Consider the following 22,092-nt stretch of genomic DNA (forward strand, 5'->3'; position numbering starts at 1 on the left):
CAACATCAGGGGTCAGGAGCTAACCCCTCCCCAACCCTCCCCTTGGCTTCGCCAAAGGGAGGGTTGGGGAGCGGCCGGGCGGGTACGCTGTTGTAGGAGCGGCGTCAGCCGCGAAGCTGATGGTCTATCAGGACACAGGCATCGCCGTGATTTCATTGATGCCAGCTTCGCGGCTGACGCCGCTCCCACATCACACTTCTGGGCTCATTCCTTGAACATCAACAACGCAGCCACCACGATCAGCGCAAACGCCGCCCAGTGATTCCACTTCAGTGGTTGCCCCAGGTAGGTGGCGGAAAACACCGCGAAGATCACCAAGGTAATCACTTCCTGCATGCCCTTGAGCTGTGGCGCCGAGTACACCGCGCTGCCCATTCGGTTGCCCGGCACCTGCAGGCAGTACTCGAAAAAGGCGATGCCCCAGCTGACCAGGATCACCGTCATCAACGGGGCGGTCTTGAACTTCAGATGGCCATACCATGCGATGGTCATGAATACGTTGCTGGCAACCAGCAACAGTACCGGGTAGAGATAGGCAGTAAAGGACGGGGCGGCCATATCCAGTTTCATCAAGGTGGGTCGATAGCATAGGGCGCGGATGGGCAAACCCTTGTCTGCGTTGTATAAGTTTCAGTTGATACCAAAGATGCGTAAAGGCGTCTTCACACGAAATCCACCAGGAGTGCGGCATCTTTCACAAAGCTGAAGACTAAGGAGGCTCCATGCGACAGACCAAGGAATCGTCCGGGCTTGTATTGGTTGTCGAAGACAACCGCAACATCTCCGAGATGATTGGCGAATATCTGGAAGGCAAGGGTTTTGAAGTGGACTACGCAGCCGATGGCCTGGACGGCTACCGGTTGGCCGCTGAGAACAGTTACGACGTAGTGGTGCTCGATCTGATGCTGCCGCGCTTGGACGGCATCGAGGTGTGCCGCCGCCTGCGTAACGAAGCACGCAAGTCCACGCCGGTGCTGATGCTGACCGCACGCGACACGCTGGACGACAAGCTCACCGGGCTTGGTTATGGCGCTGATGACTACCTGACCAAACCGTTCGCGATCCAGGAGCTGGAAGCACGCCTGCGTGCGCTGATTCGCCGCGAGCGCCGCCAGGTGGGTGCTGAAGTGCTGAAGGTCGCCGATCTGGTGCTGGACCCGGTCAGCATGCGTGCTACCCGTGCCGGCAGCGAACTGCAACTGTCGCCGATCGGCCTGCGCCTGCTCACCATCCTGATGCGCGAATCACCGCGTGTGGTGACCCGCCAGGAGATCGAGCGCGAGATCTGGGGCAACGGCCTGCCTGATTCGGATACCTTGCGCAGCCATCTGTACAACCTGCGCAAGATCATCGACAAGCCGTTTGACCGCCCCCTGCTGCATACCGTGCAGAGTGCTGGTTATCGAATTGCCGACATCGGTCAGTCCATGGGCTGATCTGCAGGGGGCGTGTACTGGCACCTGTGTTTTGAAGAACCGCCGCAGAACATGAGTCGCGGCGGTTTTTTCATGTCAGGTAATTCTGCGACGGCGCCAGTCCAGTCCCTATAATCACGCCGGCTTCGAGGGGGGGCGCATGTCGTACGGTTTACCGCGGAAGATCAGAATGGCATTCATCCTGCAGGCGCTGCTGGCGAGCCTGGCAGTGTTGCTTGGTGGCTATCTGATGGCGCTGGTGATCAAGTACGGCCTGATCAATGCAGTCCTGCAGAGCGAGGCGCAGTACTACTGGCAGCAGAGCGCACTGGCGCCGGATCTGGCGCCGCCCAACACCCTCCGTGTCCGCGGCTATCTGCAACCTGCCGGGCAGCCTGACGCAGCAGTGCCTGTGCAGTTGCGCGCATTGGCACCGGGCTTCCATGAGCTGGAGTCTTCCGATCAGCTGGTGCTGGTGGACCAGCACCCGGAGGGACGGCTGTATCTGGTGTTCCAGCGTTCGCCCGCGTACCGTGCGGCCGTATGGGCGGGGGTGCTGTTGATCCTGCTGGCCATCCACGCGTCGTCGTGGCTGACCTATCGGGCCTCATCGAGGCTGGTTGCGCCGGTCAGTTGGCTGGCGCGACGGGTATCGCTGTGGGATCCGCGCCACCCCGACGCCAATGAGCTGGCGCCGGAGCGCTTACCGCCGGCGGTGCAGGGCGAGACCAGGCAATTGGCGCTGGCCCTGCATGACATGGCGGGCAAGGTTGCCGACCACGTGGCACGCGAGCGCAATTTCACCCGCGATGCCAGCCATGAGCTGCGTACTCCGCTGACCGTGATCCGCATGGCCAGTGACATGGCCTTGGCCGATTCCGGGCTGACCCCGCGGTTGCAGCGCAGCCTGCAGCGTATCCAGCGCGCCGGTCGCGATATGGAGGCGGTGATCGATGCCTTCCTGCTGCTGGCCCGCGAGGTGGATGTGGAGCCGCAGTCGGAGCTGTTCGATGTCGGTGAGGTGGTGCGCTACGAGGCCGCCAATGTTGAAGAGCTGTTGCAGGGCAAGCCGGTGCAGCTGCGGGTGCTGGTGGAAGGCAGCCAGATGTTGATGGCTCCGCCGCGCGTTATGCACGTGGTAGTGGCCAATCTGCTGCGCAATGCCTGCCTGTACACCGACGTTGGCGAGGTGGAGGTGCGGGTGATGCCGGGCCAGGTGGTCGTTCGCGATACCGGTATTGGTATGAGCAGCGATGCGCTGGCGCGGATCTTCGAGCCCTTCTACCGCGCCGATGGAGGTCGTCAGCTGGGCGTGGGCCTGGGCCTGCCGATCGTGCGCCGCCTATGTGAGCGCTGCGGCTGGCGCATCGAGCTGGACAGCCGTGAAGGGCAGGGCACTACCGCGACCCTGCTGTATCGCTGAGCTGGGGTTTTGCGGTGGCGCCGGTAAGCAATGGCCAGATGTGGCAAAATTGGCGGCTAATCTCACGCTACCGGTGTCATTCCCATGAGCGGTTGTTCAGCTTCCAAGGTTTTGCTCGGCCGCGGTGCGGCAACTGACAAGGTGTCGCATGGCTGATCAGATGGGGCATATGCCGCGTGGCCCGGGGCGCATTCTCAAGGCCGCGAAGTGGTCCTGGCAGGGGCTTTGCGCCGCCTGGATGCACGAGTCCTCGTTCCGGCTGGAAGTCTGCCTATTCGTGGTGCTGGCACCGCTGGCGATCTGGTTGGGCCAGAGTCCGGTGGAGCAGATCTTGATGATCGGCTCGATGCTGCTGGTGATCGCCATGGAGCTGGCCAACTCGGCCATCGAAGCGGTCATCGAGCGCTACGGCCCGGAGTACCACGTGCTGGCTGGCCGCGCCAAGGACATGGGCTCGGCGGCGGTCTTCGTGCTGATGATGAACGTGCTGCTGTGCTGGGGCCTGATTCTGCTGCCGCGCGTTTTTTGACAAGTCAGCTGCCGGGTGGCGCTGACGCATTGGTTTTATTGAAGGATTGTTCGCATGTCTCTTGAGTTTCTAGCCGACCCGAACGTATGGGTCACCCTGTTCATGCTCAGCGCACTGGAAATCGTGCTCGGCATCGACAACCTGGTCTTCATCTCCATCGCGGTCGGTCGCCTGCCCCCAGAACAGCGCCCGTTGGCACGTCGTGTCGGCATCGCGGTGGCCTGCATCACCCGCATCATGCTGCTGATCTCGCTGGCCTACCTGGCGCATATGGAGGTGAACCTGTTCACCGTGGCCGGCATGGGCATCTCCATCCGTGACCTGGTGCTGATCGTCGGTGGCCTGTTCCTGCTCTACAAGGGTGCCAAGGAAATCCGTGAGCTGGTTACCGGCGGCGAAGATGAAGACCCGACCACGACCAAGGTGGCATCGTCGTTCGGCATGGTGATCGCGCAGATCGCAGTGATCGACATCGTGTTCTCGTTGGACTCGGTGATCACCGCCGTCGGCATCGCCTCGCATGTGCCGGTGATGGTCTGTGCGGTGCTTTTGTCGGTAGCGGTGATGTTGCTGGCGGCCAACCCGCTGGGCCGTTTCATCGATGCCAATCCGACCGTGAAGCTGCTGGCGCTGGCCTTCATCCTGATGGTGGGCGCGGTGCTGGTGCTGGATGGTCTGGACGTACACGTGCCCAAGCCCTACATCTATGCGGCGATGGGTTTCTCGATCCTGGTGGAATGGCTGAACCTGCTGATGCGCCGTAACGCCAAGGCTCACCACGTGCCGGGTTCGGACAACTGGTAAGTGTTTGAAGGCCGGCGCTGCCGGCCGAGAACCTGACCTGGAGGGCCGGCATTGCCGGCCCTTTTGTTTTTTGTGGGAGCGGCGTCAGCCGCGAAGCAAGCACACCTACAGCTCCACAATTGTGGGGGCCAAGCATGGTCGGCTTCGCGGCTGACGCCGCTCCTACAGCAGGCTGTCCGGGGGCGCTGCCGCCCCGGGCCTTTGCAATCCTTGAACAGACAACGTGGCATGCTCGGCACTCCAGCCACCCAGGGTCCGACCCATGCGCCAGTACCTTCGCCTGATGTTGCTTGTCATCGCGGTGATTTCCATTTCCGGCTGTGGCTACAACGCCATCCAGCAGAAGGATGAGGCGGTCAAGGCCGGCTGGTCCGAGGTGGTCAACCAGTACAAGCGCCGTGCCGACCTGATCCCCAACCTGGTCAATACCGTGCAGGGCTATGCCCAGCAGGAGCGCCAGGTACTGACCGAGGTCACCAATGCCCGTTCCAAGGTCGGGCAGATCCAGGTCAATGCCGACGATGCCGATTCGCTCAAGCAGTTCCAGCAGGCCCAGGGCGAGCTGGGCAGCGCGCTGTCACGCCTGCTGGTGGTCAGCGAGAACTACCCGACTCTCAAGTCCGACCAGAACTTCCGTGACCTGCAGGCGCAGCTGGAAGGCACCGAGAACCGCATCACCGTGGCTCGCGGCCGCTATATCCAGCTGGTGCAGGACTACAACACCTACATCCGTTCCTTCCCGCAGGTGATCACCGCCAAGATGTTCGGCTATGCGGCCAAGCCCAATTTCACCGTCGACAACGAGGCGCAGATCGCGCAGCCGCCGACCGTAAGCTTCGGTACCCAGCCGGCAGCGCCGCAGCAGACGCCGCCGCAGCCCGCGCCGGCACAGTGAGCCGCGCGCGATGAGCGCGTTGCTGCAACGGTTCGGCCTGTTGTTCTGCCTGCTCGGCTTCGGCTGGGCAGGCCCGCTGCTGGCCCAGCAACTGGCGCCGATCCCCCCGCTGGACTCGCCGGTGGTCGATATCACCGGTACCCTCGATGCGGCGCAGAAGCAGGCGCTGGAGCAGCAGGCCATTGCCCTGCAGCAGCGCAAGGGCGCGCAGCTGCAGGTGCTGATCGTGCCAACCACCCAGCCTGAGGACATTGCCCAATACAGCACCCGCGTGTTCGACCAGTGGGCGATAGGCCGCAAGGGTGTGGATGACGGCGTACTGCTGTTGGTGGCCAAGGATGACCGGCGGGTACGGATCGAGCCGGGCTATGGCTTGGAAGGTGCCATCCCCGATGCGATCGCCAACCGGGTGATCCAGGAGTACCTGGTGCCGCATTTCCGCCAGAACGATTACGCCGGCGGCATCACTGCCGCCAGCGCGGTGCTGGTCAAGATCATCGATGGCGAGGAACTGCCGACGCCGGTCAGCAGCAACCGCGATGATCGGAATGAAGGCGCCAGTGGTGACTTTATTTTCTTTGTGGCAATTGCGATCGCCATGGTGGTGTCGCTCGTCATGCGTGTGTTGATGTTCAAGTCATCGCGGTCGGCGCGGGTTTTTGTGTCAGGCCTGATTGCAGGTGGCATTGCGTGGATGCTGGTGTCTCTTCTTGGTGGTGGCGTCGCTGCCGTAGCTGCGGTGTTGATTTCGCTGGGGAATGCTAGTTCCGGTGGGTATGCTGGCGGAGGCGGCTTCGGTGGTGGCGGTGGCTTTGGCGGAGGCGGTGGAGCCTTCGGCGGAGGCGGCGGTTGGGGCGGTGGTGGTGGACGTTCGGGAGGCGGTGGCGCCTCGGGGAGCTGGTGATGCGCTGGTTACGACATTTCTTTGCTCCTTCCGCGCATGCCGCGTTTCCGGAACCCAGTCTGGACCGGATCGCTCACGCAATTGCCGACGGTGAGCGTCTGCACAGCGGTCAGGTGATGTTCGCGGTGGAGTCTGATCTGCCGTTGGCGCTGCTGTGGAAGAACACCAGCGCCCGTGCCCGTGCCGAGCACGCCTTCGCGTTGCTGAGGACCTGGGACACTGAGGCCAACAACGGCGTGCTGATCTATCTGCTGCTGGCCGACCATGCCATCGAGATTGTTGCCGACCGTGGCCTGCAGACGCAGGTGGATGCGGCGCAGTGGCAGCTGATCTGTGACCACCTGCGCGAGCAGCTGAACGGGAATACGCGCGAGGAAGCTGTGCTGGCGGCGGTGGCCGAGGTCTCGCAGCTGCTGTCGGCGCACTTTCCACCCGACCCGGCAGGGCGCACCCGCAACGAGCTACCTGACCGCCCGCAGGTGTTCGGCTGAACCATGGGTTGAGTGGCAAGGGCCGCTACCCCGAGAATAGGGGCTGGTTCGCCTGACAGTGCCCGCATGCTCTTTCTTCATGACATAGACCCCATCGCTTTCTCGCTGGGTCCGATCGATGTGCACTGGTACGGCATCATGTACCTGCTTGGCTTTGCCGCTGCCTGGTGGCTGGGCCGCTCACGCATCCTTGCCGGGCGTTTGCCGGGCGTGGATATGAACGGCTTCTCAGACCTGCTGTTCTACGCGATGTTGGGCGTGGTGTTGGGCGGACGCATCGGCTACATGCTGTTCTACGCAACCGCCGACTTCCTCGCCAATCCGCTGATCCTGCTGCGTGTCTGGGAAGGCGGCATGAGTTTCCACGGCGGCCTGCTTGGTGTGCTGATCGCCGGCTGGTGGTGGACGCGCAAGCACAAGCTGCATTTCTTCGACACCATCGACTTCGTTGCACCGCTGGTGCCGCTGGGTCTGGGCTTTGGTCGACTTGGCAATTTCATTGGTGGCGAGCTGTACGGCAAGTTCACCAATGCCGGCTGGGGCGTGATCTTCCCGCATTCGCCACTGAAGGACATTCCGGCTGGCTTGCCGGCGATGGAGCAGCTGATTTCGGCTGCGCAGATCCCGCAGGATTACGCTGCCGGCCTGCTCACCCAGTACGCGCGCCATCCTTCTCAGTTGTATGAAGCGCTGCTGGAAGGCCTGGTGATGTTCCTGGTGCTGTGGTTCTACTCGATGAAGCCGCGCCCGCGTTACGCCGTGTCCGGCCTGTTCGCGCTGCTGTACGGCAGCTTCCGCTTCCTGGTTGAGTTCGTGCGCATGCCCGACAACGGCGTGTACGTAGCGTTTGATTGGTTGACCCGTGGCCAGATCCTGAGCCTGCCGTTGATCGTGTTGGGCTTGGTGTTGCTGGCAATGTCGCGCCGCGCGCCGGTGTTGCAACCGGTGCTCCCACTGGAAGAGAAGAAGGCATGAAGCAATATCTGGATCTGCTGCAGCATGTGATGGAGCACGGCACTGAGAAGTCCGACCGCACCGGCACCGGCACGCGCAGCGTGTTCGGCTGGCAGATGCGCTTCGACCTCAACCAGGGCTTCCCGCTGGTCACCACCAAGAAGCTGCACCTGCGCTCGATCATCCATGAGCTGCTGTGGTTCCTGAAGGGCGATACCAATATCGCCTACCTCAAGGACAACAAGGTCAACATCTGGGACGAGTGGGCCGACGCCAATGGCGATCTCGGCCCGGTCTACGGCAAGCAGTGGCGCAGCTGGGCCACCGCTGATGGTCGCGAGATCGACCAGATGCAGTGGCTGGTGGATGAGATCAAGCGCAATCCAGACTCGCGCCGCTTGGTGGTTAGTGCCTGGAACGTGGGTGAGCTGTCGCAGATGGCGCTGATGCCCTGCCACAACCTGTTCCAGTTCTATGTGGTCGACGGCAAGCTCAGCTGCCAGCTGTACCAGCGCAGCGGCGACATCTTCCTCGGCGTCCCGTTCAACATCGCAAGCTACGCGCTGCTGACCCATATGGTTGCGCAGGCGACTGGCTTGGGCGTGGGTGATTTCGTGCACACGCTGGGCGATGCGCATATCTATTCCAACCACTACGAGCAGGCACGCGAGCAGCTGTCGCGCGAACCGCGCGCGCTGCCCACGTTGTGGTTGAACCCGGAAGTGACCGACCTGTTCGGCTTCCAGTTCGATGACATCCGCATCGATGGCTACGACCCGCATCCGGCAATCAAGGCGCCGGTGGCGGTGTGATGAAGCTGTCGATGATCGCCGCGCTGGACCGCAATCGTGGCATTGGCCATGACAACGCGATGCCGTGGCATCTGCCGGATGACTTCAAACACTTCAAGGCGCTGACCCTCGGCAAGCCGATCCTGATGGGGCGCAAGACCGCTGAGTCGCTGGGTCGCGCGCTGCCGGGGCGAACCAATCTGGTGTTGACCCGAAGCGGGCAGGTGCCGTTTGCCGGCATGCGTGCGGTGGCTTCGTTGGATGAGGCGCGGGCTATCGCTGCGGGCGAGGGTGCCGATGAGTTGTGCGTGATTGGTGGTGGTGAGATCTATCGGCTGTTGCTGGATCAGGCCACCGATCTGCACCTGACCTGGGTGGATGCCGAGGTGAACGCCGATACGCATTTTCCGGAAGTGGATCCGGCCTTGTGGCGTGAAGTGGATAGCCAGGAGCACGCAGTGGACGAGCGGCATGCGTTTGCGTTCCGGTTTGTGCACTACGTGCGGGTTTGAAGAATTGCTTGATGGCCTCCTGCTTCGGTGGGCGGACCCTGCCTAAGGGAAAACGCTGAGCAGCAGCTTTACCGCCAACGCACTCATTACCAAACCAATCAGGAAATCCAGTACGCGCCACGCGCGCGGATTGGCAAATACCGGTGCCAGCAGGCGCGCGCCGTAGCCCAGGGCGAAAAAGAACACGAACGAGGCCGTGATCGCACCCGCGCCGAAATGGAAGCGCTCGGCGCCGTAGTTGGCTGAAATGGAACCCAGCAGAACCACGGTGTCGAGATAGACATGCGGATTGAGCCAGGTGAATGCCAGACAGGTAGCGATACTGGACTTCAGGCTGGTGCTTCCGCTGTTGCTCGGCGCGAGTATCTGCACTGTATTGATGGCGGTGCGAAAGCTCTTGATTGCGTAGGTCAGCAAGAACGCTGCACCGCCCACGGTCATCAAGGCTTCAAGCCAAGGCATTGATGTAACCAGTGCACCAAACCCTGCCGTGCCCGCGTATACCAGGATGGCGTCAGAACTCGCGCAGGTCATGCATATCGCGAAGACGTGATTGCGTTGCAGACCTTGCCGCAGGACAAAGGCGTTCTGTGCGCCTATGGCTGCTATCAGGCCAAAGCCCAGCGCCAGCCCAGAGGAGAATGCTTGCATTGCTTCTTGCGCGGAGTAAAACGAGCCTTATGTTCGCTTTGTGGCGCTGTCGTTGAGTAGTGGGGAATGTGCTCGTTTTGCTGCGGGGAAGTCGGCTGTCATATAGGTGGGGCTAACGGCTTCGTGGGCTTTTGCTCCTAGTTTCTGAGCTTTTCGCTCTTCGCACCAAAAAACCCATCAGATCACCCAGGCATACGGTAATGCCCAATGATCGTGTGCCGGAACAACAGATCCTGCTCCTGCGTGCCCTGGGCTATGTTGTGCAGCACCAGTGGCGTGCCATCGTCCAATCGCCTGTCCGAGACGATGCCTACGTGCAGCAGGCCATTGCCATTGAGCTTCCACGCCACGATGTCGCCGGCGGCATAGTCATCGGCGCGTGTGCTGATCGGCAGGTCCCAGCCCTCACGCTGGAACCAGCGCATCTGGTTGGGCACGCGGCGGTGGTCGATGTTTCGATCCGGTCGCGGTAATCCCCATAGCTGTGGATAGGCGGCGAAGTTTCCGCGCATGTCCTCGTTGATGCGCTGCTGCAGATCGACGCCCTGCGTGCGCAGGGCGCGGATCACCACATCGGTGCAGACGCCGCGATCAGCGGGTGGATCGCCACCTGGATAGCCGAGGGAAAAATAGGCCGGATCGTAGCGGGTGGTGACCCCGATCTGCGCCCGTGCTGCCGCAACCAGTGGTGGCGAAACGGCTGCAGGTGCGGATTCGATTGTTGCCGGCGGCGGACTGGTCTGCTCGCCATCCGTCTGCGGGCGACAGCCAGCAAACATTGCGATGGCCACCAGCAACAGTGCTGATGGCCAAGGCCTCATGCAGCCGGTCCGTTGTTGTCCGGCGTCGGTGTGCCGTTGTTGCCGTTGCCGTTTCTTCCACGCGGACGATGGCGGCGCGGGCGACGGCGCTGCTCGCCGCTGCGTTCGGGGCGGGGCGCTTCAGTGCGTGGCTCGGGTTTGGCTTCGGGCTTTGTCTCTGCCTTTGCTTCCGCACGCGGCTTACGTGGTGGGTGCTGGCCCGGTATCGGTACCGGTACATCGCGGCCCGGTACCTGCACAACGCGCAGGTCTTCACTGTCCAGCTGCAGTGCGGTGAGCTTGCCACCCCAGACTGCGCCGGTGTCGATGGCGTGCACGCCCTGGGTAATGGTCAGGCCCAGGGCCGACCAATGGCCGCAGACCATCTTCAGCTCGCGCTCGACCCGGCCCGGTACTTCGAACCATGGGTACATGCCTTGCGGCTGGGTGCCCGGGGTGCCCTTGTCTTCCATGCCGATGCGCCCGCTTGGGGTGCAGTAACGCATACGGGTGAAGATATTGATGATGGCACGCGAGCGATCGTAGCCGCTCAGGCCCGGCGACCATGCCGGCTTGTCGCCGTACATGTTGCGGAACAGCTTGCGGTAGCCGTTGCCGTGTAGCTGCAGCTCGACTTCGCGGGCGTGCTTCTCGGCCAGGGCCACGGTCCACTTCGGCGCCAGGCCAGCATGGAACATCATCCAGCCCAGCTCGCGATCGACGTGGGCCAGCTTCTGCATGCGCAGCCAGTCCAACAGCACGTCGCGATCCTCGGCCAGTACGATGCGTTGCAGGTCCGGGTTGACCTTGCGCTGCTCCTCTTCGCTGCGGGCGCCAATGGCCAGCAGGGACAGGTCGTGGTTGCCGAGCACGGTGACGCTGTGCTCGCGCAGCGAGTGCACAAGCCGCAGTGTTTCCAGTGACTGGCCGCCACGGTTGACCAGATCGCCAGCGAACCACAGCTTGTCGCTGGCCGGATCGAAGTTGATCTTTTCCAGCAAGCGCTGGGTGACGTCGTAGCAGCCTTGTAGATCGCCAATTGCCCAGGTCGCCATCAGTGCAGCGTCCTTGGGATGGCGAGTACGAACGGCGCGATCGGTGCGGCGAACTCGGTGCCGTCGTCGGCGATCATGTCGTAGTGGCCTTGCATGGTGCCGTGCTCGGTGCCGAGCATCACGCCGGAGGTGTAGCGGAACTCCTCGCCGGGGCGCAGCCGAGGCTGTTCGCCGACCACGCCATCGCCATCGACCGTCTCGACCCGGCCTTCGCCGTCGGTGATACGCCAATGGCGGCTGATCAGCCGCGCCGGCATGGTGCCGCGGTTGTGGATGCGGATCGTGTAGGCGAACGCAAAGCGGCCGTCTTCAGGGGCCGACTGGTCGTCGATGAAACGAGGCGAGACCTCGATCTCGATCGCGTAGTGGCGGGGTTCTTCCATGGGAGGAGTGTAAGCAAAAGCAGGTGATCGGATTGCGTGTTTGCAGCGCTTATTCGTGCGGCAGGTTGGCAAGCCTGATGAAATCGGCAACTTCCAGCTGTTCGGCGCGGGCATCACTGCGCACACCGGCGGCTTCGAACTGGGCCTGATCAATGACGCCGTTGAGGGCGTTGCGCAGGGTTTTGCGGCGCTGGCCGAAGGCGGCGCGGACCACGTCGGCAAAGCGTTTGCGGTCGTTGATGCCGACGGTGGCCGGATCGCGCGGAATCAGCCGCACCACCGCCGAATCCACCTTCGGCGGCGGCCGGAACGCGCCCGGCGGCACCACGAACAAGGCCCGTACTTCGCAGAACGCCTGCAACATCACGCTGAGGCGGCCGTAAACCTTGCTGCCGGGGCCGGCGGCCATGCGGTCGACCACTTCCTTCTGCAGCATGAAGGTCATGTCCGAGATCGCGGCGGCGTGGTCCAGCGCGTGGAACAGGATGGGCGAGGAGATGTTGTAGGGCAGGTTGCCGACCAGACGGATCGTGGAGCCGGCGGCCAGCTCGGTGAAGTTCACCCGCAGCACGTCGCTGTGGACGATGGTCAGCTCGCCCAACGGCGCAGCGGCTTCGGTCAGCGGCACGATCAGGTCGCGGTCGAACTCGATGACGGTGAGCTTGGGATGGCGGCGAAGCAGCGGGAAGGTGATGGCGCCTTGGCCTGGGCCGATCTCGACCAGACGGTCGTCGCCCTTCGGGTCGACTGCCATGACGATCTTCTCGACGTAATACTTGTCCGCCAGGAAGTGCTGGCCCAGCTGCTTCTTGGCCGGGGCGGTGAAGCCCGTGCGCGGGGAATGATCTGAATTCATGTGCTGATTTTACGTTGTGCAGCCAGCTGTGCGCATAACGCTGTTGCCGCAAACAGGCTGGAGGGGTCGGCCACGCCCTTGCCGGCGAGGTCCAGGGCGGTGCCGTGGTCCACCGCAACGCGCGGGTAGGGCAGGCCCAGGGTGATATTGGTGGCCTGCTCGAAGCCGCTGTACTTGAGCACCGGCAGGCCCTGGTCGTGGTACATCGCCAGCACGGAGTCGAAACCGGCCAGTTTGGCTGGCAGGAAGGCGGTGTCGGCGGGCAGTGGGCCGATCAGGTTCAGGCCTTCGCCACGCATCTGCTCGAGCAGCGGGATGATCAGGTCCAGCTCTTCACGACCGAGATGGCCGTCTTCGCCGGCATGGGGGTTGAGCCCCAGCACGGCGATACGCGGCTGGGCCAGGCCAAAGTCGCGGCGCAGGGCCGCATCGGTGGTGTTGATGACCTTGCGCAGGCTGTCTGCGCTGATGGCGTCGGCGACGTCACGTAGCGGCAGATGGGTGGTGGCCAGGGCCACACGCACGATGTGGTTGGCCAGCATCATCACCACTTCGACGCCGGCCTGGTTGGCCAGTAGTTCGGTGGTGCCGCTATAGGCGATGCCGCCTTGGTTGATCACGGCCTTGTGCACCGGGCCGGTGACTACGCCATCAAGGCTACCGTCCAGGCAGGCCTGGCCGGCGCCAAGTAGGCAATCGATTACCGCGCGTGCATTGCGTGGGTCGGCCTGGCCAAACTGCGAGGGCACGGCATTGCGGACTTCACGCAGGCGCAGGTCGCCGGGGCGGCTGGCGGTGGCGTGTTCGGGCAGCAGTTGCAGCGGCAGGTTCAGCGCGCTGGCGGCGGCCCGCAGCGTATCGGGGTCCGCAAACGCCAACAGCCGGCAGTCACTGCGCGGCTGTTGGGCAAGACGAATGCATAGTTCCGGGCCGATCCCGGAGGGCTCGCCCGGTACCAGAGCGAGCTGGGCAATCATGGATCAGGGCTTGGCCGGTTCTGCCGGGGTGGTTGCCGTGTCGGCATTGCCCTCGGCACGGTCACCGCTACGGAAGCTGACGTAGGCTTCGCCACGCAGTTCCTGCAGGTAACGGTTGTACTCGTCGTCCAGCTTGCGGCGGCCGATCTGTTCACGGACCTGGGCACGCTTGTTGTTGTCGCCGACGTCGGTCTGACGGGTGGCCACGCGCTGCACGATATGCCAACCGGCATCGGTACGGAACGGAGTGCCCACGCCATTGTCAGTCAGGCTTTCAACCTGCTTGCCGAAGTCCGGGCCGAAGGCATCGGCCGGGAACCAGCCCAGATCACCGCCCTGACCACGGCTGTTGGTGTCGTCGGAGGACTCTTTTGCCACCTCCTGGAAGTCGGCGCCACCAGCAATACGCGCACGCAGGGTCTCGATCTTGGCCTTGGCCGCTGCGTCGTCTACCTGATCGGTGACGCGGATCAGAATGTGGCGGGCATGGTATTCGGTGACCTTCTGGCCGCTGTCGCCAGTGCCGCCGGCATCACGGGTTTCCACCAGTTTGAGCAGCTGGAAGCCGCTCGGGCCACGGATCGGGCCCAGCACGTCGCCGGCCTTCATGGTCTTGATCTGGTTGGCAAAGGCACTGGGGATTTCGTCGGCACTGCGCCAGCCCAGGTCACCGCCTTCCAGCGCGTTGGGGCTGTCCGAGTAACGGACGGCTGCAGCGGAGAAGTCCAGCTCACCCTTGTCGAGCAAGCCCTTGACGCCGTCAACCTTGCTCTGGCCGGTGGCGATCTGTTCGGCCGTCGCGCCTTCCGGCACGGCAATCAGGATGTGCGCCAGGTGGAACTGGGCGCCGCCTGCATTCTGCTGGGCCAGCGCAGCATCCACTTCGCCTTCGCTGACGTTGATGCGGCTCTGTGCAAAGCTCTGGCGCAGGCGCTGGGTGATGATTTCCTCGCGCACCGAGTTACGGAAGTCGGAGAAACCGATACCGTCCTGGCTCAGGCGCTGGCGCAGGCCATCAACCGTGGTGCCGTTCTGCTGGGCAATGCTTCCGATGGCATGGTTGAGCTCTTCATCGCTGACGCGGATGCCGCTGCTTTCGGCGCGAGCGACCTGCAGCTTGACCAGCACCAGGCGCTCCAGCACCTGACGCTCCAGTACCGATTCCGGCGGCAGCTGGGCTTCACGGCCGGCGTACTGGCCCTTGATGTTGGCGACCGCACGCTGCAGTTCGCTCTGCAGGATGACGCCCTCGTCGACGATGGCGGCAATGCGATCCAGCGGTTGCGTCTGCTGTGCAACAGCCGGGGCGGCAACGCCGGAGAACGCCAGCAAGGTGGCGAGGACTGCAGGAAGGGTCTTGGTCATGGAATCTGGTTGGGATCGTAGTCGTCGTCGTTCGCTTCAATGTTGCTCGGCGGAACGAGGTAGAGGTCGTCTCGGTTGTAGCCGAGAATAGCACGGCGCAAGGTGCGGTCCGTGTTCTGCCCGACCGAGCTCAGGCCCTTGAGCACGAACTCGATCTGGAACGAATTGTTGAGGTCACCTTCGCGGTTTTTGACGTAGCGGCGGGCCAGGGCACGTACCGCCAGGCAGCAGCTGTCCCACTGTACGCCGCCGATGATTTCCAGCGGCTTGCTGTCGACCATGGAGTAGTAATAGCGGCCGACGACGCTCCAACGCGGGTTGATCGGGTACAGGAAGGAGAAGTCAGCCTGCTTGAGCTGCTCCTTGCCGGTGCTCGGGTTGCCGCGGTAGCGGTAGCTCAGGTTGATCACGCCGTCGTCGGGCAGCAGGTAGCGTGCACGTACGCTGGCCAGGTCTTCCTTGCGGAACTTGGGGTTCCACTGGTAGGTGGTGCCCAAGGTCCAGCGATCGGTCATGGCCCAGTTGACGTCGGCCACCCAGGCGGACTTGCTCTCGCTCACCACCGGGTCGCCGGGGTTGATGGTGACCCGCGAGTCTTCGAAATAGCTGATTTGACCAATGCTGGCCGAAAGCTTTTCGCGCCCATCAGCCTGACGGATCAGGCGGGTGGTCAGCGCGGTGGTCAGCTGGTTGGCATCGTTCTGACGGTCGGCGCCGGTGAAGCGCGAGTCGCGGAACAGCTGGCCCCAGCTGAAGGTAAAGGCGCGGGTATCGAGCAGCGGCAAGTCCGACTGGTCGCGGTACGGGGCGTTCAGGTAGAACAACCGCGGTTCCAGCGTATGCAGGTAGGACTTGCCTTTGAGCGTGGTCTCACGATCGAAGAACAGGCCCATGTCGATGCTGGCAATGGGCATGCTGCGGCTGGGCGAAGTGTTGCCGCGCAGTTGCTCCGGGGAGGCGGTGGCAGGGTCGATGCCGGCCGCGCGCAATTGCTGGACGCGGATGTCGTCGGCCAGGCCGCGCTCCAGGTCATAGGCGGTGTAGCGCCAGGCCAGGGTCGGGGTGATGTACCAGGCAGCGCCGCCCAAGGGCATCGAGACGTAGGGTTTGATATCCAGGCGCGAGCCGCCAAACATCCGGGTGACGTCGCCGGTGCGGACATATTCACCGTCTGCATCCACCGTCTTGAGGCGGATGTCATCGTGGGTGAAGCGCACCGCTTCGGCATACACGCCGGCCTCGAACCAATGGCCGAAGTCCTCATCCCAGGTTGCGAACAGACGCGGCTGCCGGCTGTAAGGCAAGGATTGTTCGGTCAGCGTGTAATCGGTCAGCTGCCATTCGTCGGCCATGATGCCGGCGGTCCAGCTGCGGCCGGTGCCGTACAGGCCAGCCGTGCTCTGCATGTTGGAGGAGGTGATACCGTTCAGACGGTTGGAAAAGTCTTCGACGTAACGCTCGTCGCTGACCCAGGCCAGGTTGGCGCGGGCCTGCCAGTTCTTGTCGATGTTGTGGTAACCGGTGAACGACAGGCTGCCGCGATCGCGGTCGCGCAATGTGTCGTTCGCCATATAGGTGGTATCCAGCTGACCACGGCCGCCGGAATACAGATAGCGGAACTCGTTGTCGAGCATGAGCCCGCGCTTGCTCATGTAGCGCGGGGTCAAGGTGTCGTCGTAGTTTGGCGCCAGATTGAAGTAGATCGGCTGCGCGTAGTCAAAGCCGTTGCGCCCGGACAGGCTGAGCTTGGGATAGAGCAGGCCGGTCATGCGACGGTCGTCGATCGGGAACTTGAAGTAGGGCATGTACAGCACGGGCACCTTGCCCACGCGTAGCACCGCATTGCGGGCGGTGCCAAAGCCTTCTTCATTGTCGACATCGATCTGCGGTGCCACCAGCTTCCAGACCGGCTGCGAGGGATCGCAGGTGGTATAGCTGGAGTGGTGCATCTGCCCGGTCGAACCCTGCAGGTCGACCGAATCGGCCGAGCCGTTACCGCGACGGGAAACCAGTTGGTAGCGGATATCGCTGATCTTGTGCGAGTCCGTTTCCTGATTGCCTTCGGCGCGCTCGGCGACCATTCGGATCGACGAATCTGAATATCGGACATTGCCCTCGGCAATGTAATTACCGCTTTCGGTATCCAGACGCAGGCTGTCGGCGCCCATGAACTGGTCGCCACGCTTGAGCAGCACATTGCCCTGGTATTGCGGTACGGCGCTGGTGCCAGTGAGCTCGTTGCCTTCGATGTCGGTGGGCAACTTCTCGCGGTTGGCTGCGGCGGCGGGATCCGCCGGTGGCGCCTCGTCAAAGGCGGGAAGCGTGTCGGTAGCCGGGCACAGGCCCCAGTTCACCGGCTTATCGTCGGCCCAGGCGGGCAGGCAGATGGCAATGCCCAAGGGCAGGGGAAGCAGGCGGAGAGCTTTGCGCACGCGGTTCGCATTCGGGGGAAAACGGCCGCTAGCTTGCCGCATCGTCTGCATGGGGGCAATGAAAGCCTGCCGGATGGGCCGGGCAAGGTTCATCCATCAACGGCTTGCGAGCAGTTCCTGGACATGCGCGACGCTGCATTCGCGCAGGGCCTGCAGGTCGTAGCCGCCCTCCAGCATGGATACCACGCGGCCGCTGCCATGGCGTTGGGCGAGCTTGACCAGCTCGGCGGTCAGCCAGCCGAAGTCCTCGGTTTCGACCATCAGATCGGCCTGTGGATCGCGCATGTGCGCATCGAAACCGGCCGAAATGAACAGCAACTGTGGCCGGAATGCCTCGATCTGCGGCAGCATCTCGTCGGCCCAGGTGTTGCGGAAGCGGAAGCCGCCGCTACCCGGCGGCAGCAGGATATTGCAGATATTGCCGACCCCGCGCTCGCGCATATTGCCCGAGTACGGGAACAGGCCCGACTGGTGGGTGCTGTAGTAGGCGATCTTGGGCTCGGTTTCGAAGATGGCCTGGGTGCCATTGCCGTGGTGTACGTCGAAATCGACGATGGCGATGCGTTCCAGGCCGTATTTGTCGCGGGCATAGGCTGCGGCCACGGCGATGTTGTTGAACAGGCAGAAGCCCATCGCGGTATCGGCGGTGGCGTGGTGGCCGGGCGGGCGCACCGCGCAGAACACGTGCTTGTTGCCTTCTTCCAGCATCACCGCGTCGACTGCGGCGACGCCTGCACCGGCCGCATGCAGGGCGGCGCTGGCCGAACCGGGCGAGCTGAAGGTGTCCAGATCGATACGCCGCAGCGGCGCGGTCTGCGCCTGCAGCACCGAATCGATCAGCTCACGGGTATGCACCCGGGCCAGTTCGCCGAGCTTGGCTGGCGGCGCGTTGCGCCACTCCAACTGGTCCGGGAACTCGGCGCGCAGGGCTGAAATGACGGCATGTAGACGCTCCGGCGACTCGGGGTGATCGATGCCGGGGTCATGTTCAAGGCAGGCGGGGTGGGTAAATACCAGCATGGCCGCACTGTAACCGTCGACGCCGCGCAGTGCGCGGCGTCGTATGGGAGGGGAGGATCAGCCGTGACGGCGCTCGTGGTTCCACAGTACTTCGCCATGGCCACCGGCCCGGGCAAGTACGCGGGACAACACGAACAGCAGGTCGGACAGGCGGTTCAGGTAGCGCACCGCTTCGGCACGGATGTCTTCGACACGGGCCAGTGCCACGGTTTCACGCTCGGCACGGCGGACGATGGTGCGGGCCAGATGGCAACGCGCTGCGCCTTCGCCGCCAGCGGGCAGGATGAAATCCTTCAGCGGCGGCAGGTCATCGTTATAGCGGTCCAGGTGCTGCTCCAGCGCATCGATGTCGGCGCCATGGATGGCGGCGTGGCCGGGGATGCACAGTTCGCCGCCAAGGTCGAACAACTGGTGCTGGATGGTGGTCAGCAGCGTGCGCACGTCCTCGGGCAGGTCCACGGCCAACAGCACGCCGATGGCCGAATTGGCCTCGTCGACGGTGCCGTAGGCGTTGACCCGCAGCGAATCCTTGCCGGTACGGCTGCCATCACCCAGTCCGGTGCTGCCATCGTCGCCGGTGCGGGTGTAGATCTTGGAGAGGCGGTTACCCATTGCTCAGCGCGCCCTTAGTGGGCAACGCGGCCAGCGGCCGGCTGCTTGCTGACGGCTTCAGCCACAACCTGCACCAGCGCGGCAGCACCGATATACATGGCAGCGCTCTGCATGTACGGCAGCAGCCAGTCGCTGTAGTTCTTGGCCCAGCCAGCGAAGGTCGGCTCGGCGACCGAGGCGCTGATCCAGTAGAAGCTGCCCTGGGCAATCAGGTGGCACAGCGCGACCGAACCGATCACGGTGGCGGCCAGCATGCCCAGCGACTTGAGGTTGGCGCTGCGGTAGTAGCGACGCAGCAGCATGCCGCCGGTCCACATCGCGAAGTAGGCCGGGATCAGCATCCAGTAGGCGGCCGAGACGCAGTAGTGCTGCCAGAAGCTCATGCCCTGGTTGGAGATCACCACCCAGTCAATCACTACCGCCAGGCCCATCAGCAGCGGGAACGCCCAGCGGGTCCAGTTGCGCAGGTAGAAACCGCCAATGAAGAACACCGCCCACGAAGCATCCGGGATCGGCGCGAAGTGGTTGAGGCGGGTGCCGGCCATCAGCAGCACGAGCAGGGACAGGATGATGGCGCGTTGAGCGTTGGCGGTCATGGTGGCGATTTCCGTTAATCAGACGGCCATTCTAGCCGCAGTGGGGGTGAACCGGCGGTTGCACTGCGGCAAGGGGCGGCGACCGGGCGGGTGCAGCCCCGTTATCATTGGCCCATGAGCAAGAACCATGACGTAGTGATCGTCGGTGGTGGGCTGGTTGGTGCCAGTCTGGCCATCGCATTGGACCGGTTGGGGCTGGATGTAGGCCTGGTCGAGGCGACCCCGGGCGGCGCGCTGCCGGCGGTGTTCGACCAGCGCAACCTCAGCTTTGCGGCAGCCACGATCAATGCGCTGACCGCGTTGGGGGTGATGCAGAAGCTGGCCAACCCAGGTGGCCCGATCCGCCGTATCCATGTCAGCCGCGCCGGCGATTTCGGCCGGGTGCTGATGCAGGCTGCCGACTATGGCCGCGAGGCGTTCGGTCAGGTGGTGGTGGCGCGGGACTTTGGTGAGGCGCTGGAAGCCCGTCTGGGCGAACTGCAGCAGCTGACCCGCTACCGCCCGGCCAAGTTCGTCGGCCTCGGTGTGAGCCGCGACGGTCGCCGCGAAGTGCTCATTGCCGATGACGCTGGCGAGCAGCGCCTGCAGGCCCGGCTGGTGGTTGGCGCCGACGGTACCCGCAGCGCGGTTCGGCAGGCGCTGGGTATCGAGGTCAGCGAACACGATTACCAGCAGACCCTGTTCGTGGCACGGCTGCGTGCGGCCAAGGCACCGGACGGCTGCGCCTATGAGCGCTTCACCGATACCGGCCCGACCGCATTGCTGCCGCGTGGCGACCGCCATTACGGCGTGGTCCATGGTGTCGCCCGCGACGAGGCTGATGCGGTGATGGCGCTGGATGACGCGGCGTGGCTGGCGCGGCTGCAGGATGCCGTGGGTTGGCGCGCCGGGCGGCTGCTGGAAAGCGGCCCGCGCAGCGCCTACCCGTTGATCCAGGTACTGGCGCAGAAGCTGGTTGGCGAGCGCGCGCTGTTGCTGGGCAATGCCGCGCAGACCATCCACCCGCTGGGTGCACAGGGTTTCAACCTGGGCCTGCGCGATGCGCTGACCCTGGCCGAGTTGATTGGCGACGCAACCCGGGACCCGGGCAGTGAGGATCTGCTGCAAGCCTATGTGGCGCGGCGTGGCCCGGACCGCGAGCAGACGCTGGCGTTCTCCGATGGGCTTGCCCGTTTGACCAGTAATGCGACACCGCTGATTCGGCCACTGCGCAGTCTGGGCTTTGTCGCCGCGGCGCAGGCCCCGGCGCTGCAGTCCTTCCTGGTTGGCGGAGCGATGGGCTTCCGCGGGCAAGTGCCCGAGTTGTGCAGGAGTGAGGCGCGATGAGCCGGCGCGGACAGTGGGACGCGGTGATCGTCGGCGGCGGCGTGGTTGGCGCGGCGTGTGCGCTGGCGCTGGCGGAGGAAGGACTGCAGGTGGCAATGGTGGAAGGCCGCGAGCCGCCGCCGTGGTCGCCACAGAAGCCGGACCTGCGTGTATTCGCGTTTGCTGCAGATAACGCCGCCCTGCTGGAATCGCTGGGCGTATGGAAACAGGTGGATCAGGCCCGCGCCCGTGCGTATCGACGCATGCGGGTGTGGGATGCCGGTGGTGGTGGCGATCTAACGTTTGATGCCGACACGCTGGGCCGGCGCGAGCTGGGCTGGATTGTCGAAAACGGTTTGCTGGTTGATCGCCTGTGGGCGGCACTGCCAGCTGCGGGCGTGCAGATGTACTGCCCGGCGCGGGTGGAAGCGATGGAACAGGACGCGCAGGGCGTGCGCCTGCGGCTGGATGATGGCCGCCGCGTGGAGGCATCAATCGCGATTGCTGCCGATGGTGCCGAATCCACCCTGCGCAGCTTGGCAGGGCTGGAAGTCAGCCGGCATGACTACGGCCAGCGCGGCGTGGTCGCCTATGTGGACAGCGCGCTACCGAATGAAGACACCGCCTGGCAGCGCTTCCTCGATACCGGCCCGTTGGCGGTATTGCCGTTCGAGCGCAACCGCAGCTCCATCGTCTGGACTTTGCCTGATGCCGAAGCCGAACGCGTACTGGCATTGGATGAGGAAAGCTTCAACCGCGAGTTGACCAATGCGTTTGCGGGGCGTCTGGGTGAAATGCGTTTGGTCTCAGCGCGCGCGGCGTTCCCGCTGCGCCGGCAATTGGCTAGCGCATATGTCGCCGGGCGCGTGCTGACCTTGGGCGATGCCGCGCACGTTGTGCATCCGCTGGCCGGGCAAGGTGTGAACCTGGGCCTGCGCGACGTGGCCGGCCTGCGTGATCTTGTGCGCGAAGCCAAGCAGCGTCGACAGGACTGGAGTTCGCCGCACCGCCTGCAGCGCTGGGCGCGTACCCGTCGCAGTGAAAATACGGTGGCCGCCTACAGTTTCGATGCGATCAACAAGGTGTTCTCCAACGACGAGATGCACCTGACCCTGGCGCGTGGAGCGCTATTGGGTCTGGCGGGAAAAATGCCGCCACTGATGTCGATGTTCTGGAAACGCGCCTCAGGGCTGTAGGCAAGGCCAAATGTAGTGGCGCGCGCCCGCGGGGCCGGGGGGTGGGGGGTGTAGAGCCCCACCACCGCGGGGTGGCGGCGACGCGGGTGGGGGGGGGCCGCCCCGGGGGCCGGGGCCTCGGGGGGG

The 22,092-nt window shown here is 63.9% G+C and carries 24 protein-coding genes; 12 read left to right on the forward strand and 12 right to left on the reverse strand.

From position 1 onward, the window contains the following. Positions 1-204: 204 nt before the first annotated feature. A complete protein-coding gene (locus ACVOLR_RS13175) occupies positions 205-558 on the reverse strand; it encodes a DMT family protein (protein WP_481532174.1) in 354 nt (117 codons plus the stop codon). A gap of 164 nt (positions 559-722) precedes the next feature. Here ACVOLR_RS13175 and ACVOLR_RS13180 point away from each other — a divergent pair, with 164 nt between their 5' ends. From ACVOLR_RS13180 to ACVOLR_RS13225, 10 genes are all read left to right on the forward strand, one after another. Next, positions 723-1,436 (forward strand): response regulator transcription factor, encoded by a 714-nt coding sequence (locus ACVOLR_RS13180; protein WP_057630720.1) that lies wholly within the window; start codon positions 723-725, stop codon positions 1,434-1,436. A gap of 139 nt (positions 1,437-1,575) precedes the next feature. After that, the gene (locus ACVOLR_RS13185; RefSeq protein ID WP_481536828.1) at positions 1,576-2,838 is read left to right on the forward strand and encodes a sensor histidine kinase; all 1,263 of its coding nucleotides are present in this window, start codon (positions 1,576-1,578) and stop codon (positions 2,836-2,838) included. A 148-nt stretch (positions 2,839-2,986) separates the two neighbouring features. Next, on the forward strand, positions 2,987-3,367 hold the full coding sequence (locus ACVOLR_RS13190; protein WP_481536829.1) for a diacylglycerol kinase: 381 nt from the start codon (positions 2,987-2,989) through the stop codon (positions 3,365-3,367). A 54-nt stretch (positions 3,368-3,421) separates the two neighbouring features. Continuing rightward, complete coding sequence (locus ACVOLR_RS13195; protein ID WP_481532171.1) at positions 3,422-4,171, forward strand: TerC family protein; 750 nt, start codon at positions 3,422-3,424, stop codon at positions 4,169-4,171. 262 nt (positions 4,172-4,433) lie between these two features. Continuing rightward, entirely contained in the window at positions 4,434-5,066 is a 633-nt protein-coding gene (locus ACVOLR_RS13200) for a LemA family protein (RefSeq protein WP_346499746.1), read from the forward strand. Between the two features lie 10 nt (positions 5,067-5,076). After that, a complete protein-coding gene (locus ACVOLR_RS13205; protein WP_481536830.1) occupies positions 5,077-5,970 on the forward strand; it encodes a TPM domain-containing protein in 894 nt (297 codons plus the stop codon). Further along, positions 5,970-6,461 carry a TPM domain-containing protein gene (locus ACVOLR_RS13210; RefSeq protein WP_481536831.1) on the forward strand — a complete coding sequence of 164 codons (492 nt, stop codon included), beginning with the start codon at positions 5,970-5,972 and terminating at the stop codon, positions 6,459-6,461. The genes ACVOLR_RS13205 and ACVOLR_RS13210 overlap by 1 nt, the downstream gene beginning before the upstream one ends. Before the next feature lie 66 nt (positions 6,462-6,527). After that, on the forward strand, positions 6,528-7,436 hold the full coding sequence (gene lgt / locus ACVOLR_RS13215; protein WP_481536832.1) for a prolipoprotein diacylglyceryl transferase: 909 nt from the start codon (positions 6,528-6,530) through the stop codon (positions 7,434-7,436). Continuing rightward, complete coding sequence (locus ACVOLR_RS13220; RefSeq protein WP_481536833.1) at positions 7,433-8,227, forward strand: thymidylate synthase; 795 nt, start codon at positions 7,433-7,435, stop codon at positions 8,225-8,227. The genes lgt and ACVOLR_RS13220 overlap by 4 nt, the downstream gene beginning before the upstream one ends. Further along, positions 8,227-8,718: a dihydrofolate reductase gene (locus tag ACVOLR_RS13225; protein WP_481536834.1), complete on the forward strand. Its 492-nt coding sequence runs from the start codon at positions 8,227-8,229 to the stop codon at positions 8,716-8,718. Before ACVOLR_RS13220 ends, ACVOLR_RS13225 begins: the two co-directional genes overlap by 1 nt. A 42-nt stretch (positions 8,719-8,760) precedes the next feature. Here the strand turns inward: ACVOLR_RS13225 and ACVOLR_RS13230 are convergent, their stop codons facing one another. The 11 genes from ACVOLR_RS13230 to ACVOLR_RS13280 form a co-directional block, all read right to left on the reverse strand. Next, the gene (locus ACVOLR_RS13230; protein ID WP_481536835.1) at positions 8,761-9,369 is read right to left on the reverse strand and encodes a LysE/ArgO family amino acid transporter; all 609 of its coding nucleotides are present in this window, start codon (positions 9,367-9,369) and stop codon (positions 8,761-8,763) included. A gap of 182 nt (positions 9,370-9,551) precedes the next feature. Next, positions 9,552-10,190, reverse strand: coding sequence for a DUF1287 domain-containing protein (locus ACVOLR_RS13235; RefSeq protein ID WP_481536836.1), 639 nt, complete (start codon positions 10,188-10,190; stop codon positions 9,552-9,554). Continuing rightward, positions 10,187-11,224: a symmetrical bis(5'-nucleosyl)-tetraphosphatase gene (locus ACVOLR_RS13240; RefSeq protein WP_481536837.1), complete on the reverse strand. Its 1,038-nt coding sequence runs from the start codon at positions 11,222-11,224 to the stop codon at positions 10,187-10,189. Before ACVOLR_RS13240 ends, ACVOLR_RS13235 begins: the two co-directional genes overlap by 4 nt. Further along, positions 11,224-11,607: a Co2+/Mg2+ efflux protein ApaG gene (gene apaG / locus ACVOLR_RS13245; RefSeq protein ID WP_481536838.1), complete on the reverse strand. Its 384-nt coding sequence runs from the start codon at positions 11,605-11,607 to the stop codon at positions 11,224-11,226. Before apaG ends, ACVOLR_RS13240 begins: the two co-directional genes overlap by 1 nt. A 49-nt stretch (positions 11,608-11,656) precedes the next feature. Next, positions 11,657-12,463, reverse strand: coding sequence for a 16S rRNA (adenine(1518)-N(6)/adenine(1519)-N(6))-dimethyltransferase RsmA (rsmA, locus tag ACVOLR_RS13250; protein ID WP_481514019.1), 807 nt, complete (start codon positions 12,461-12,463; stop codon positions 11,657-11,659). Next, positions 12,460-13,440 (reverse strand): 4-hydroxythreonine-4-phosphate dehydrogenase PdxA, encoded by a 981-nt coding sequence (pdxA, locus tag ACVOLR_RS13255; RefSeq protein WP_481536839.1) that lies wholly within the window; start codon positions 13,438-13,440, stop codon positions 12,460-12,462. Before pdxA ends, rsmA begins: the two co-directional genes overlap by 4 nt. A 3-nt stretch (positions 13,441-13,443) precedes the next feature. Then, the gene (locus tag ACVOLR_RS13260) at positions 13,444-14,805 is read right to left on the reverse strand and encodes a peptidylprolyl isomerase (RefSeq protein ID WP_481536840.1); all 1,362 of its coding nucleotides are present in this window, start codon (positions 14,803-14,805) and stop codon (positions 13,444-13,446) included. Next, positions 14,802-17,237, reverse strand: a complete 2,436-nt coding sequence (gene lptD / locus ACVOLR_RS13265) for an LPS-assembly protein LptD (protein WP_481536841.1) — start codon at positions 17,235-17,237, stop codon at positions 14,802-14,804. The genes ACVOLR_RS13260 and lptD overlap by 4 nt, the downstream gene beginning before the upstream one ends. A 96-nt stretch (positions 17,238-17,333) precedes the next feature. Then, entirely contained in the window at positions 17,334-18,257 is a 924-nt protein-coding gene (locus tag ACVOLR_RS13270; RefSeq protein WP_481536842.1) for a histone deacetylase family protein, read from the reverse strand. Positions 18,258-18,314: 57 nt separating this feature from the next. Further along, positions 18,315-18,869, reverse strand: coding sequence for a cob(I)yrinic acid a,c-diamide adenosyltransferase (locus tag ACVOLR_RS13275; RefSeq protein ID WP_282270799.1), 555 nt, complete (start codon positions 18,867-18,869; stop codon positions 18,315-18,317). Positions 18,870-18,883: 14 nt separating this feature from the next. After that, a complete protein-coding gene (locus tag ACVOLR_RS13280; protein ID WP_481536843.1) occupies positions 18,884-19,465 on the reverse strand; it encodes a hypothetical protein in 582 nt (193 codons plus the stop codon). Between the two features lie 114 nt (positions 19,466-19,579). On the opposite strand from ACVOLR_RS13280, the gene ubiH reads away from it, so the two are divergent. Together ubiH and ACVOLR_RS13290 are read left to right on the forward strand one after the other, a co-directional pair. Then, complete coding sequence (gene ubiH / locus ACVOLR_RS13285) at positions 19,580-20,791, forward strand: 2-octaprenyl-6-methoxyphenyl hydroxylase (protein WP_481536844.1); 1,212 nt, start codon at positions 19,580-19,582, stop codon at positions 20,789-20,791. After that, complete coding sequence (locus ACVOLR_RS13290; RefSeq protein WP_481536845.1) at positions 20,788-21,966, forward strand: UbiH/UbiF family hydroxylase; 1,179 nt, start codon at positions 20,788-20,790, stop codon at positions 21,964-21,966. Before ubiH ends, ACVOLR_RS13290 begins: the two co-directional genes overlap by 4 nt. The last annotated feature ends 126 nt before the right edge of the window (positions 21,967-22,092 follow it).

The sequence above is a fragment of the Stenotrophomonas sp. STEN030 genome, assembly GCF_056759995.1.

Excerpts from the sequence above, each read along its gene's own strand:
- ACVOLR_RS13175 (WP_481532174.1), bottom strand. The coding sequence starts at position 558 with ATGGCCGCCCCGTCCTTTACTGCCTATCTCTACCCGGTACTGTTGCTG.
- ACVOLR_RS13240 (WP_481536837.1), bottom strand. The coding sequence starts at position 11,224 with ATGGCGACCTGGGCAATTGGCGATCTACAAGGCTGCTACGACGTCACC.
- rsmA (WP_481514019.1), bottom strand. The coding sequence starts at position 12,463 with ATGAATTCAGATCATTCCCCGCGCACGGGCTTCACCGCCCCGGCCAAG.
- ACVOLR_RS13270 (WP_481536842.1), bottom strand. The coding sequence starts at position 18,257 with ATGCTGGTATTTACCCACCCCGCCTGCCTTGAACATGACCCCGGCATC.
- ACVOLR_RS13275 (WP_282270799.1), bottom strand. The coding sequence starts at position 18,869 with ATGGGTAACCGCCTCTCCAAGATCTACACCCGCACCGGCGACGATGGC.
- apaG (WP_481536838.1), bottom strand. The coding sequence starts at position 11,607 with ATGGAAGAACCCCGCCACTACGCGATCGAGATCGAGGTCTCGCCTCGT.
- ACVOLR_RS13260 (WP_481536840.1), bottom strand. The coding sequence starts at position 14,805 with ATGACCAAGACCCTTCCTGCAGTCCTCGCCACCTTGCTGGCGTTCTCC.
- pdxA (WP_481536839.1), bottom strand. The coding sequence starts at position 13,440 with ATGATTGCCCAGCTCGCTCTGGTACCGGGCGAGCCCTCCGGGATCGGC.
- ACVOLR_RS13180 (WP_057630720.1), top strand. The coding sequence starts at position 723 with ATGCGACAGACCAAGGAATCGTCCGGGCTTGTATTGGTTGTCGAAGAC.
- lgt (WP_481536832.1), top strand. The coding sequence starts at position 6,528 with ATGCTCTTTCTTCATGACATAGACCCCATCGCTTTCTCGCTGGGTCCG.
- ACVOLR_RS13210 (WP_481536831.1), top strand. The coding sequence starts at position 5,970 with ATGCGCTGGTTACGACATTTCTTTGCTCCTTCCGCGCATGCCGCGTTT.
- ACVOLR_RS13225 (WP_481536834.1), top strand. The coding sequence starts at position 8,227 with ATGAAGCTGTCGATGATCGCCGCGCTGGACCGCAATCGTGGCATTGGC.
- ACVOLR_RS13195 (WP_481532171.1), top strand. The coding sequence starts at position 3,422 with ATGTCTCTTGAGTTTCTAGCCGACCCGAACGTATGGGTCACCCTGTTC.
- ACVOLR_RS13185 (WP_481536828.1), top strand. The coding sequence starts at position 1,576 with ATGTCGTACGGTTTACCGCGGAAGATCAGAATGGCATTCATCCTGCAG.
- ACVOLR_RS13290 (WP_481536845.1), top strand. The coding sequence starts at position 20,788 with ATGAGCCGGCGCGGACAGTGGGACGCGGTGATCGTCGGCGGCGGCGTG.
- ACVOLR_RS13235 (WP_481536836.1), bottom strand. The coding sequence starts at position 10,190 with ATGAGGCCTTGGCCATCAGCACTGTTGCTGGTGGCCATCGCAATGTTT.
- ACVOLR_RS13200 (WP_346499746.1), top strand. The coding sequence starts at position 4,434 with ATGCGCCAGTACCTTCGCCTGATGTTGCTTGTCATCGCGGTGATTTCC.
- ACVOLR_RS13205 (WP_481536830.1), top strand. The coding sequence starts at position 5,077 with ATGAGCGCGTTGCTGCAACGGTTCGGCCTGTTGTTCTGCCTGCTCGGC.
- ACVOLR_RS13190 (WP_481536829.1), top strand. The coding sequence starts at position 2,987 with ATGGCTGATCAGATGGGGCATATGCCGCGTGGCCCGGGGCGCATTCTC.
- ACVOLR_RS13230 (WP_481536835.1), bottom strand. The coding sequence starts at position 9,369 with ATGCAAGCATTCTCCTCTGGGCTGGCGCTGGGCTTTGGCCTGATAGCA.
- ubiH (WP_481536844.1), top strand. The coding sequence starts at position 19,580 with ATGAGCAAGAACCATGACGTAGTGATCGTCGGTGGTGGGCTGGTTGGT.
- ACVOLR_RS13280 (WP_481536843.1), bottom strand. The coding sequence starts at position 19,465 with ATGACCGCCAACGCTCAACGCGCCATCATCCTGTCCCTGCTCGTGCTG.
- ACVOLR_RS13220 (WP_481536833.1), top strand. The coding sequence starts at position 7,433 with ATGAAGCAATATCTGGATCTGCTGCAGCATGTGATGGAGCACGGCACT.